This window comes from Moraxella bovoculi (genome assembly GCF_000988745.2).
Classification (GTDB): Bacteria; Pseudomonadota; Gammaproteobacteria; order Pseudomonadales; family Moraxellaceae; genus Moraxella; species Moraxella bovoculi.
Genome location: NZ_CP011381.2, coordinates 1,729,689 through 1,741,955 on the forward strand (window position 1 = coordinate 1,729,689; position 12,267 = coordinate 1,741,955).

The following is a 12,267-nucleotide window of genomic DNA, read 5'->3' on the forward strand; positions in this document are numbered from 1 at the left end:
GGCTTTTTGTTGGGTGTAATTTACCCAAAGCACCATTCAAAAGGCTCAATCATCACTGTGTCGCCTGCCCTTACACCCGTGCAATCACATGGCAGTACAAGCAAGCAATTGGCATGGCTCATCTGCTTGACTCGATGGGAGTCTTGAGCACCTAATGGCTTGACACTCAATCGACCACCATCAAAAACAAATACCGCTCTTAGGAATTCTTGGCGCGTGCCTTTTTTGGTGATGTCTGTCTGGCAGACAGCAGGCATTGCCGGGGCGTACGGCAGATCATGGCTGGCACACCCTGACAGTTGCCAAAGTGCAGGACGAACGAACTGTAGCATCCCAACTATGGTGGATAATGGATTGCCCGGTAGACCAAAATACAGCACTGGTTTATCAGCTCGATGAAACTCACCAAATACAAATGGTTTGCCCGGCTTCATGTTCACCTTATAATGATGCACCCGACCGAGCTGACCGATAACTTCAGTAAGATAATCATAATCACCCACCGACACGCCAGCACTTGAGATGATGACATCACATTCATCGATGGCGCGCTGTACTGCTGCCTTGGTCTGATCTAGGTCATCAGGAATGATGCCATAATCACGCACCTGCACCGGCAGACGAGCAAGTAGCGCCTTAATGGTTGGCGTGTTCGAGTTATAAATATTAGCAAGGCTTGGCAGACTCTCACCCACAGCAACCAGCTCATCTCCTGTCGCAATCACGCCTACAGTCAGTGGCTGACACACTAAGACACTTGCCACACCAAGACTGGCTAACAAGCTGATGTCTGCAGGGTTAAGCCGCTTACCAACATCAAGTAAAGCTTCACCCTTAGTGATCTCTTCGCCTTGTCGTCTGATGTTCGACCCCGCCGTCGCTACCTGTGTTAACGTCACAGCATAAGGGAGGTCCGCAATCGATTGATAATCGGTGTTCTCCTGCATCACCACGGTATCAGCATCACTAGGTACGACCGCCCCTGTAAAGATTCGCACCGCTTGATTGGCCTGAATCTGCCCTGCAAATGGCGAACCTGCGCAAGACTCGCCAACCACTTCAAAGGCGGTCTGATCTGATAAATCAGAACCTACACCAAGCGCAAAGCCATCCATCGCAGATAGGTTCTGTCTAGGTACATCAAAATCAGCCACTACCTGCTCTGCTAAGATACATCCCAGCGCATCATCAAGCTGGCAGGTGTGTACAGGACGTGGGTGCGCCTGCGCGTGATCATGCGCGCGCAAGCTGATGGCTTGTTTTAGGTCTTTGACAGGTATTAAGGACATGTGACTTCCTAGAATTTGATTAATGACACATTCAGATGAATTACTGAATAATTAGCCACGATACACGTTTTCTTGATTAACATCAATCTCAATGCCTACGATGTCGGCATTTTGTTTTAGGGTGTATAGATAATCAATCAGCCCATGATGGAACGCTTCTTGTGCCAAGCGGTTGCGAATCATTGGTAGCGCCTCATCGAATGACAGCTCTTTACCATCCATACAGCTCAATACCTCCACGACGTGCACCCCATAACGCGTCTCAATAGGGCTTGGAGCAAGCCCTATTGGTAGTGCGAATACTGCTTTTTCAAATTCAGGTACAGTCGCGCCCTTTTGTAGGATGCCCAATTCACCGCCTTCCGCCTTAGATGGGCAGGCAGAATGTTGCATCGCTAGTGTGATGAATTCTGCTGCTGGGTTGGTGCTGGACTTGATGGCATCAATTATCTCATAAGCGCGTTTTTTAAGTTCGATGCGCTCTTCGCTTTCTTCTGGCGGACAAGCCAACAGAATATGGCGCACGTTCATCACAGGTGGCGTACTAAATTGCGACTTATTAAATTCATAATATTGGCGGCAATTGTCTTCGGTGGGCGTGTTGGCTTTGACATTTTTGGCGATAAGTTTTGAGATTGCCAATTCATCATCTACCTCCCACTCTCCTGCAATCTCCTCATCCTCAAGCACCGCTTGACGCAATAATTCACGGATAACGAGCGCCTGCGCTGATAAGAACAGCGCCTCATCTTGGCTATTCGCTGGATGATACTGCACTTCCTCACCGATGGCTTTTTCGCTAATCTCCACGCCATTGACATAGATGCTAGGCACAGTCTGTCTGGATGATGCGATGAGATTGCTGTGATTAGATTTTTCTTCAGCCAATGCTCGTTCGATAAGCTCGGCATCCGATGATAGGCGCTTTAGGTCGTCAGAAGTTGGCATGACACGAATGCCATCATCATAAAATTCAGGCTGGTGGCTATGACTATGGGCGTGAGTGTGGTGGTGGTTATGGTCGTGGTTATGGTTATGAGTTCCGCCACAACCGCACGAACCATCTGACGGTTTGGCGTGGGCTTGGTTTGGCTCGCTGATGTGTAATAGCTCGGTACTGGTTTGGGGGGTTTGAAGTGGGTGCGGGGTTATTTTGGGCTTTGGGGTTGTAGGCTTGGACGGTCATGAGGATTTCCCCTAAGATTGGTTTTGGATTATTATTCTGCTTTCTGTGACAATTTGCTATACTCCTTTGGTTTTAGATTGATAAAAATCAATTTTGAGCACATAAAAAAACACCGCAAGCTGGCTGGAAATCTTGCGGTGAAAAGGGTGTGTCGTTTATTATTATTGTTATTCTTTTGGGTTACTGCGACGTTTTTTGACGAACGATCTGATAACGTCTGCCCAAGTACCAGATTGGCGCTGAGATGATGTGAATCAGACGTGTGAACGGCACCAGTAGGATCAGCGTTGTTCCTAGGAACATGTGTAGCTTATAGATCAGTCCGGCATCTTGTACCAAAGATGCTGCATAAACAGGTCTTAAGATCGCAAGGTTCTGCGCCCAGCCTGCCAGTGATACCATGAGCGCACCATCTTTGTGTTCAGGATAAGAAAAAATCGTACCCAGACCCATCAAAAGCTGCACAAGGATAATGACAAGCAGCATCTTATCGCTGAACGTCGAAGTATGGCTGACACGCGCATCGGTAAAGCGTCGCCAAATCAGCATCAGCAGACCGATCAGGCACATCACGCCTGCGATACCACCGACGATGACCGCTAGAAGCTGCTTCTGAGGTGCGGTAATGATACGCTCATAGACGAAATGCGGCGTCATCATACCAAAGAAATGCCCCAATAACACCACGATGATACCAACGTGGAATAAGTTGCTCGCCACACGCATATAACCATCAGACAGCATTTGGCTTGAGCCTGCACGCCATGTGTACTGCGATAGATCGAATCTCGCCCAACAGCCCAAAATACACACCGTCAAGGCGATATAAGGATAAATACCGAACAAAAAGACATGAAGCCAATTCTCGGGGGTCGTTGCTGTGATTGCTGCTGCCATCATGATAACACTCCTTCGTCAGCGTTTTTATTGGTTTTAAAATTCACCCAATGCACAGGGATTTCGCTTGTCTTTTGGGCTTGTCTTGCCAAGGTCTCGGCAATGCGAATGTCGGTTTGGCTTGACGGACAGCGTTCTTCTTGCTTTGCCGCCAAAAAGTCCACGGCTTCTTCTTCCCATTCTTTGTCAATGGCATCAAAAGTCGTATCATCCACCTTGTCTTTGCCCATCTTGGCAAGCTCGTCATCAATGACGGTCAAAGGCTTGCCTGCAATTTGCAATAACGCCTTAAACAGCCCAGCATAACTACTGCCTTTGTCCACCAGTCTCGCCCCAAGTAGAGCGATGATGTGGCTAACGTCAGCAATGTCCATGCGAATCTCAACATCATCTGCAAAGCCTGCCTTGTAGGACAAAAATTCTAGATACATGGGCAAATAGTCGGGCAATTCTTTGACATCAATGGCAAAGCCCGCCTGTTCATACTGCCCCATCAAATCCACCATCGCCTGCCCACGGTCTCGGCTCTCGCCATGCACGTGTTCAAACAGCCAAAGCGACAACGAACGCCCACGCTCAAACAGACTGTCATACACCGACTGAGCCTCAATCGAGCCTTTGCTTGATAACTCATCAACAAAGGCGTTAATCTCTTGGCGAACCTCGGGGCTGATGAGCTTTGATGTTGCCACAATGTCTTTGCACGCATCTAGCGTATCATCACAAAACAGCTCATCAGACGGATAATCCATAAGCAGGCTTATCACTTTTAATAATTTAAAATCAAGATGATTCATACTAGCCCCCATCAGTTATCCCACGTCTGCACGGTCTCAATCATCTCACGGCGATTGGACTTACGCTGACCGAACATACTGACATCATTACCGCCTGTACAGCCATCACCAAAGGTAAAGCCACAGCCGTTTTTATCGGCAAAAGCATCAGACAGTGCTTCTTCACGGTGAGCACTCGGAATGACAAAGCGGTCTTCGCAGTTGGCGATTGCCAAATAGCGGTACATCTCTTCAACTTGGTGTTTGGTCAAGCCCACGTCATCAAGCACCGCTTGGCTTTCGACCTTATCAACAAGTTGCATACGCTTATAAGAACGCATGGCAAGTAGACGTTTTAGGGCAAGTTTGACAGGCACTTCATCGCCAGCGGTCATCATATTAGCAAGGTATTTGACAGGAATACGCAGACTATCCACATCAGGGATAAGCCCGTCCATGCCCACTTTGCCCGCTTTGGCGGCGTTTTGGATGGGCGATAGCGGTGGCACATACCATACCATCGGCAAGGTGCGATATTCTGGGTGCAAAGGCAAGGCAAGTTGCCAATCCATCGCCAGTTTATACACAGGTGATTTTTGGGCGGCTTCGATGACACTCATCGGCACGCCATCTTTTAGGGCTTGCTCAATGACGGCAGGGTCATTGGGGTCTAAGAACACATCAAGCTGGGCTTTGTATAGGTCTTTTTCATTTGGCGTGCTGGCGGCTTCTTTGATTTTGTCGGCATCATACAAAAGCACGCCTAAATAACGAATACGCCCCACACACGTCTCAGAGCAGATGGTTGGCTGACCTGACTCAATGCGTGGATAGCAGAAGATACATTTTTCGGATTTCCCTGATTTCCAATTATAATAAATCTTCTTATAAGGACAGCCCGAGATACACATACGCCAGCCACGGCATTTGTCTTGGTCGATAAGCACAATACCGTCTTCTTCACGCTTATAAATGGCTCCCGATGGGCAAGACGCCACACACGTTGGGTTAAGACAATGCTCGCACAAGCGTGGCAGGTACATCATAAAGGTGTTTTCGTACTCGCCATAGATGTCGGCTTGGACTTGGTCAAAGTTCTTATCGGCACGACGTTTGGCAAATTCAGAGCCTAGGATTTCTTCCCAGTTTGGCCCCCATTCGATTTTTTGCATACGCTTGCCTGTGATGAGTGAGCGTGGGCGTGCAATCGGCTGATGGTCGCCTAATGGGGCGGTGTGCAGGTGCTGATAGTCAAAGTCAAACGGCTCATAATAGTCGTCAAGCATTGGCAAATCAGGGTTGGCAAAGATATTGGCAAGCACACGGAATTTACCGCCAATCTTTGGGTTGATGGAGCCGTTGGCATTACGAATCCAGCCCCCTTTCCATTTTTCTTGGTTTTCCCACTCTTTGGGGTAGCCGATACCCGGTTTGGACTCTACGTTGTTAAACCATGCGTATTCCATGCCTTCACGGCTTGTCCAGACGTTTTTGCAGGTAACAGAGCAGGTGTGGCAACCGATACATTTATCGAGGTTTAGCACCATGCCAACTTGTGAGCGAATTTTCATAGGTTTCCCCTTATGCCCAGTTCTTTTTAATTAATTTAAAAGAACATCGGTAGGTCAAAATTGAATAGGGCGTGTTGAACCTTTATAACACAAACTATAATTTGAAATTTTGTAAAATAAAATCACTGTTTTTGCATGAAAAAAATGGCTAAATCTTGTTTTTCATCGTCAAAATCCTTGTTGATATTTCAATATCAACTGCGGACTTTTCCTTGAAAAACGTGCGATTTTTCTCATTTTTCATTGCAAATACAAAGATTCAACACGCCCTAGTTTATCCCCTTTGCTGAAAGTTTGCTATCCTACCAAAAGGGATAAACAGGGCGGTTTATCAGTCCAAAGTAGTAGGCAGTGGACGTGGCAGACTGTCATCAGGCTTGCCCTCTAGCCAATCGATGTTCGCCATCTTACGCACCACCACGAACTCATCACGGTTACAGCCGACCGTACCATAGTAGTTAAAGCCGTACGCTTGCTGGGCATAACCGCCAATCATGTGCGTAGGTTTTAGAATTGCCCGAGTTACTGAGTTGTGGATACCACCACGGGTGCCTGAGTTTTCAGAACCAGGGATATTCACAAGCTTTTCTTGGGCGTGATACATCATCGTCATGCCTTCTTTGACACGCTGAGAGACGACCGCACGGGCGGTGATGGTACCGTTGTGGTTAAAGACTTCAATCCAGTCGTTGTCTTCGATACCTGCTTTTTTGGCATCAATCTCACTCATCCACACGATAGGTCCGCCACGGGACAGCGTTAGCATGAGTAGGTTCTCAGAGTAAGTACTGTGAATGCCCCATTTTTGGTGTGGCGTTAGGAAGTTTAGTACAATCTCTTTGTTGCCGTTTGACTTATAGCGTTTTAGCTCGTCTGTCGTTCTTGTGTCAATCGGTGGGCGATATTGTTGCATCTGCTCGCCAAACGCCTGCATCCAAGGGTGGTCTTGGTAGAACTGCTGACGACCTGTGATGGTACGCCAAGGGATGAACTCATGCACGTTGGTGTAGCCTGCATTGTAGCTCACCTTTTCGGATTCTAGCCCCGACCAAGTTGGGGATGAGATAATCTTACGGGGCTGAGCGACAATATCGCGGAAACGGATTTTTTCATGCTCGGACGATTTGGCAAGGTGCGTGTGGTCTCGTCCTGTATTGCTTGACAAGTCCGCCCATGCCTTGACCGCCACGTGTCCGTTGGTCTCAGGGGCGAGCATGAGTACCGTCTCAGCAGCGTCCACGGCGGTACTCATGCGTGGGCGACCGTGAGCCACGTTGTCTTCGGTAACGGTGTAATTTAGCTCGCCAAGTAGTTTGACTTCTTCCTTGGTGTCCCATGTGATGCCTTTGGAGCCGTTACCGAGCTTATCCATGAGCGTACCAAGCGATGTAAATTTGGCATAAGTGGATGGATAATCACGCTCCACGACTTTGATGTGTGGGCAGTTCTTACCAGGGACTGGGCGTACGCCTTGGGTTTTCCAGTCGGTTCCGCCAAAGGGCTGAGCCAGCTCCCCTTCACTGTCGTGTTGCATGGGCAAGGTTACGATATCTGTTTCTACACCAAGATGACCGACTGACAGCTCGGAGAATTTTTGGGCGATAAGCTTATAAATCTCCCAGTCCGTCTTGGACTCCCACGCAGGGTCGGTGGCAGCGGTCAATGGGTGGATAAAGGGGTGCATATCAGACGTGTTTAAGTCGTCTTTTTCGTACCATGTGGCAGTCGGCAGCACGATGTCTGAGTACAGACAGGTGGACGACATTCTAAAATCAAGTGTGGTAACAAGGTCAAGTTTGCCCGTTGCCCCATTTGGCTCAAAGTCAATCTCAGTTGGGCGGATGCCATCATGAATGGTCTCTTCGCCTAGGATACCGTGCTTGGTGCCTAGTAGGTAGTGAAGCATATATTCATGCCCCTTGCCCGATGAGCCAAGCAGGTTTGACCGCCAGATGAATAGGTTTCTTGGGAAGTTGGCAGGATTGTCAGGCGACTCGGCAGCAAAACGCACGTTGCCATTTGCCAAATTATCCACAACATAGCTTTCAATATCCTGCCCTGATGACTTGGCAAGACGACCCAGCTCCAAGGGGTTCATATTAAGCTGTGGGGCGGACGGTAGCCAGCCTGCACGTTCGGCTCGCACGTTGTAGTCGAGCATATGCTCAGGAAACTGCGATTTATCAGCGTGTGGTGATAGAATCTCATGAGCCGAGACTTTTTCGTGTCGCCATTGGCTTGAATGATTATAAAAGAAGCTCGTGCCATTCATGTGGCGTGGCGGTCTGTGCCAGTCTAAGGCAAAGGCAACAGGAGCCCAGCCTGTCTGCGGTCTTAATTTTTCTTGACCGACATAATGAGCCCAACCGCCCCCTGACTGACCGATACAGCCACACAGCATAAGCATATTGATAACGCCACGGTAGTTCATGTCCATGTGATACCAGTGGTTCATGCCTGCCCCGATGATGACCATCGATTTGCCATGAGTCTTGTCGGCATTGTCGGCAAATTCACGAGCGATTTGAATGACTTTTTCACGGCTTACGCCTGTGATTTTCTCTTGCCAAGCAGGCGTGCCTGCCACGGTTTCATCATTATAATCATCAGTTACGTGCTGACCGCCCACGCCATTGTCCACGCCAAGATTGGCAAGCATTAAATCAAAGACTGTTACCACTTTGACTGTTTTGCCATTGGCTAGTGTAAGCGTTTTGCAAGGCACATTTTTGTACTGGATATTGTCCCCTTCGGCGGCGGTAAAGTAAGGGTGTTCATCACCGCCAAAGTAGTCCATGCCAACTGTTGCCGCCTCGCCCGAGCCTTTTAGGGTCAAAGCCAAATCCACGTCTGTGTTGTTTGTACCTTCTTTACTCTCCAAGTTCCAACGACCACTCTCGCCCCAACGGTAGCCAATCGCCCCATAAGGCGACACCAACTCGCCATTATTATTGATGGCGATGGTTTTCCATTCGGGGTTGTTGTCTTGACCTAGGTTGTCAACCAAGTCAGACGCACGCAAAAACCGCCCTGCTCGTGCCGATTGCCCTTCGCCTTCGACCATGACAAGCATTGGCAAATCGGTGTAGCGTTTGGCATAATCGGTAAAGTAGGCACTTGGATTTTTTAGATAAAATTCTTTGATAATCACATGACAAAACGCCTGAGCAAGAGCGGCGTCTGTACCTTGTTTTGGGTTTAGCCATAGGTCGCACAGCTTGGCAATCTCGGCATAGTCGGGGGTGATGGCGACAGTTTTTGTGCCTTTATAACGCACTTCGGTAAAAAAGTGAGCGTCAGGGGTGCGGGTCTGCGGTACGTTTGACCCCCATGCGATGATGTAGTCAGAGTTGTACCAGTCGGCAGCTTCTGGCACGTCTGTCTGCTCACCCCACGTCATCGGAGATGCTGGTGGCAAATCGCAATACCAATCATAAAACGACAAACACACCCCACCGATAAGCGACAAATAGCGAGAGCCAGCGGCATAGCTAATCATACTCATGGCAGGAATGGGCGAGAAACCAATGATACGGTCAGGACCAAAGGTTTTGGCGGTATAGATGTTAGCAGCAGCGATGATTTCCACCACTTCATTCCATGACGAGCGGACAAAGCCCCCCATGCCACGCTTGGATTTGTACTGCTCGGTCTTGGTTGTGTCAGTTACGATACTTGCCCATGCGTCCACAGGGTTTTTGTGGACTGCCTTGGCTTCACGCCAAAGTTTTAGCAATGGCTTACGCACTTTGGGGTATTTGACACGGTTTGCAGAGTACATATACCAACTATAAGACGCCCCACGAGGACAGCCACGGGGTTCGTGGTTGGGTAGGTCTGGGCGTGTGCGTGGGTAGTCGGTTTGCTGAGTCTCCCATGTTACCAGTCCGTTTTTGACATAGATTTTCCATGAGCATGAGCCTGTACAGTTCACGCCATGAGTTGAGCGGACGATTTTGTCAAACTGCCAACGACTGCGATAGCTGTTCTCCCAATCACGATTTTCATCACGAATCTCGCCGTGTCCGTCAGCGTATTCGCCCGTTTTTTTCTTAAAAAAACGAAATTGGTCTAATAAATGACTCATAAATCCCCCTTATGGGCTGGCTAAACTTAAAAAGTTTTTGACTAAATTGATGAGCTTACTATAAAGAAAACCGCCAAATTAAGGTATTAACTTGACGGCTAGGGGGATAATACTAAGGGGGTAGGTGTAGGTATTTGCTTGATTCTAGGCTTGATATTTATCAATTCATCAGCCAAATCATAACCATAATAAACAAAAAACAGTCCACTAAGGACTGTTTTTTTGTTTGGCTTAAATTTCAAAAGCCAACTTAGAATGGGATGTCATCATCTTCAACATTTGACGCTGTAGGCTTGGCCGCAGGTGGCGCAGATTCTGCTTTTGGTGCTGCAGATGGTGCGCCAAATGAGTTATTATTCGCCATGTTGTTCTGAGTTGGTCTAGGCGACTGGGCAGGAGTTTGACCAGCAGAGCCATTTTGAATTTGCGTATTCGGGTTTTGACCGAAGTTACCACCTTGATGACCACCAAAGCCGTCTTGACCGCCCTGATTATAATCATTAAAACCTTGACCCTGCTGATAGCCTTGGTTTTGATTAAAACTGCGGTTTTGGTTATTACCCCATTGTTGGTTATTCTGGTTTTGATAACCACCAAAATTATTGCCGTAATTGCCACCTTGGTTGCCATAGCCGCCGCCCTGCTCATTATTCGAGCTTAGCATGCGCATCTCTGAAGCGCGGATCTCAGTGCTGTAGCGTTCGATGCCTTGTTGGTCGGTGTATTTGCGGGTCTGTAGGCTACCTTCAATGTATACCATGCTGCCTTTACGTAGGTATTGAGCGGCAATCTCGCCCAAGCGATTGAATAGACTGATGCGGTGCCATTCGGTCTGCTCTTTGCGGTCGCCGGTGTTCTTATCTGTCCAGCGCTCTGATGTCGCTACGGAAATGTTGGTAACGCCGCCACCGTTTTGAAATTGGCGCACTTCAGGATCATTACCCAGACGACCTACAATAATTACTTTATTTACGCTACTCATAATAAACTCATTTACTCATTCAATTAAATTTCCGTACAGACCGCTCTTGTTATCACATTAAGTCTGTGTACCTACTTTAACGAAAATTTATAAAAAATACCAGTCTTTTTTGTATTAACTTATAGATATTCGCCTTGGTGATACCCAAACAAAAAAATCGCCCAGACCTTTGCGAGCGATTTTTGTTGATTGACAAATCATCGTCTAGTGATGATGACAGCATTGCTTCATGTCAATCACCATGCGTCCTGTGATTTTGCCATCATGCATCTCTTGGAAAATCTCTTGCACTTCGTCTAAGGCTCGAAGCTGTACTTTTGGCACAACCAGACCTTCAGCACCAAATTGGAATGCTTCTTCTAAATCTTTACGAGTGCCAACCAGCGAGCCGACCACTTCGATGCCGTCTAGCACGATGCGTGGGATGGACAAATCCATACTCTCAGGCGGCAGACCAATCGCCACCACTCGTCCGCCTGCTCGCACGGCATCAACCGCTGAATTAAAGGCAGTCTTTGAGACGGCAGTTACGACCGCTGCATGAACACCGCCCACCTTATCTTGTAGGACTTTGGTAGCGTCTTCTTTGTTTGGGTTGATGGTCAGATCCGCCCCCACTTCTTTGGCGAATTGCAGTTTTTCATCATTGATGTCAATGGCAACCACATGGGCCCCAAAGACTTTTTTGGCGTACTGTACGCCCAAATTACCCAGACCGCCTGCACCATAGATGGCAATCCACTGACCTGGACGCACACCTGACACCTTGATGCCTTTATAGGTGGTAACCCCTGCACAGGTGATGCTGGACGCTTGGGCTGGGTCTAGTCCGTCTGGCACTTTGACCGCATAGTCGGCATTGACGATACAATGTGTCGCCATACCACCATCGACCGTATAGCCTGCGTTTAGTACATTGCGGCATAGCGTCTCACGCCCTGTGTTGCAGTATTCACAAGCACCACAGCTCTTCCACATCCATGCGACGCTCACACGGTCGCCAACTTTCAACACCTGCACGCCATCAGCGATTTCTTTGACGATGCCGATGCCTTCATGTCCCAGCACAACACCCTCTTTATCGCCATAATCGCCAGCAGCGACATGCAGGTCGGTATGACACACGCCACAATACTCAACCTCAACCAATGCCTCATTATATGCCAACGGGCGAATGTCTTTTTCAACCACTTCAACACAGCATTGTGCATTTGCATTGACGATGGCAGCTTTCATTTTCATTACAACCTCCTATTGTTCTTCAATGATTGACATACCAAAAGCACCTTTGCCGTTTTGTTGTACAAAAAGTGCACATCTGGTAACTCAATTATGCAAAAAAATCATCCACCATGCAAGTGCATTTCATAAAAAAATCCATAAAATTCATATAGTTATATTATAACATAATTTATAAAGAATGCCGACGAACGAAAAAACCGCCCAAGATGAGCGGTCTGTTCGATACTTTTTATCCCG

The 12,267-nt window shown here is 48.0% G+C and carries 9 protein-coding genes; all 9 read right to left on the minus strand.

Going from position 1 to position 12,267, the window contains the following annotated elements; genetic code table 11:
- Positions 1 to 20: 20 nt before the first annotated feature.
- Complete coding sequence (locus tag AAX10_RS08055) at positions 21 to 1,289, minus strand: molybdopterin molybdotransferase MoeA (protein ID WP_046700331.1); 1,269 nt, start codon at positions 1,287 to 1,289, stop codon at positions 21 to 23.
- 51 nt (positions 1,290 to 1,340) lie between these two features.
- Positions 1,341 to 2,237 (minus strand): peptidylprolyl isomerase, encoded by an 897-nt coding sequence (locus AAX10_RS08060; protein WP_046700332.1) that lies wholly within the window; start codon positions 2,235 to 2,237, stop codon positions 1,341 to 1,343.
- Positions 2,238 to 2,322: 85 nt separating this feature from the next.
- Positions 2,323 to 2,475, minus strand: a complete 153-nt coding sequence (locus tag AAX10_RS10120; protein WP_158580350.1) for a hypothetical protein — start codon at positions 2,473 to 2,475, stop codon at positions 2,323 to 2,325.
- A gap of 180 nt (positions 2,476 to 2,655) precedes the next feature.
- Positions 2,656 to 3,360: a respiratory nitrate reductase subunit gamma gene (narI, locus tag AAX10_RS08065; RefSeq protein ID WP_187648937.1), complete on the minus strand. Its 705-nt coding sequence runs from the start codon at positions 3,358 to 3,360 to the stop codon at positions 2,656 to 2,658.
- Between the two features lie 11 nt (positions 3,361 to 3,371).
- Positions 3,372 to 4,169: a nitrate reductase molybdenum cofactor assembly chaperone gene (narJ, locus tag AAX10_RS08070; protein ID WP_046700333.1), complete on the minus strand. Its 798-nt coding sequence runs from the start codon at positions 4,167 to 4,169 to the stop codon at positions 3,372 to 3,374.
- 11 nt (positions 4,170 to 4,180) lie between these two features.
- Positions 4,181 to 5,719 carry a nitrate reductase subunit beta gene (narH, locus tag AAX10_RS08075; RefSeq protein ID WP_046700334.1) on the minus strand — a complete coding sequence of 513 codons (1,539 nt, stop codon included), beginning with the start codon at positions 5,717 to 5,719 and terminating at the stop codon, positions 4,181 to 4,183.
- Between the two features lie 331 nt (positions 5,720 to 6,050).
- On the minus strand, positions 6,051 to 9,806 hold the full coding sequence (locus AAX10_RS08080) for a nitrate reductase subunit alpha (protein WP_046700335.1): 3,756 nt from the start codon (positions 9,804 to 9,806) through the stop codon (positions 6,051 to 6,053).
- A gap of 250 nt (positions 9,807 to 10,056) precedes the next feature.
- On the minus strand, positions 10,057 to 10,788 hold the full coding sequence (locus AAX10_RS08085; RefSeq protein WP_046700336.1) for a single-stranded DNA-binding protein: 732 nt from the start codon (positions 10,786 to 10,788) through the stop codon (positions 10,057 to 10,059).
- Between the two features lie 204 nt (positions 10,789 to 10,992).
- On the minus strand, positions 10,993 to 12,030 hold the full coding sequence (gene adhP, locus AAX10_RS08090) for an alcohol dehydrogenase AdhP (protein ID WP_080947118.1): 1,038 nt from the start codon (positions 12,028 to 12,030) through the stop codon (positions 10,993 to 10,995).
- Positions 12,031 to 12,267 lie beyond the last annotated feature (237 nt).

What these genes read in the sequence shown, in the direction of transcription:
- AAX10_RS08060 (WP_046700332.1), bottom strand. Translation starts at nt 2,237, where the DNA reads ATGCCAACTTCTGACGACCTAAAGCGCCTATCATCGGATGCCGAGCTT.
- AAX10_RS08085 (WP_046700336.1), bottom strand. Translation starts at nt 10,788, where the DNA reads ATGAGTAGCGTAAATAAAGTAATTATTGTAGGTCGTCTGGGTAATGAT.
- adhP (WP_080947118.1), bottom strand. Translation starts at nt 12,030, where the DNA reads ATGAAAATGAAAGCTGCCATCGTCAATGCAAATGCACAATGCTGTGTT.
- narH (WP_046700334.1), bottom strand. Translation starts at nt 5,719, where the DNA reads ATGAAAATTCGCTCACAAGTTGGCATGGTGCTAAACCTCGATAAATGT.
- AAX10_RS08080 (WP_046700335.1), bottom strand. Translation starts at nt 9,806, where the DNA reads ATGAGTCATTTATTAGACCAATTTCGTTTTTTTAAGAAAAAAACGGGC.
- AAX10_RS08055 (WP_046700331.1), bottom strand. Translation starts at nt 1,289, where the DNA reads ATGTCCTTAATACCTGTCAAAGACCTAAAACAAGCCATCAGCTTGCGC.
- AAX10_RS10120 (WP_158580350.1), bottom strand. Translation starts at nt 2,475, where the DNA reads ATGACCGTCCAAGCCTACAACCCCAAAGCCCAAAATAACCCCGCACCC.
- narJ (WP_046700333.1), bottom strand. Translation starts at nt 4,169, where the DNA reads ATGAATCATCTTGATTTTAAATTATTAAAAGTGATAAGCCTGCTTATG.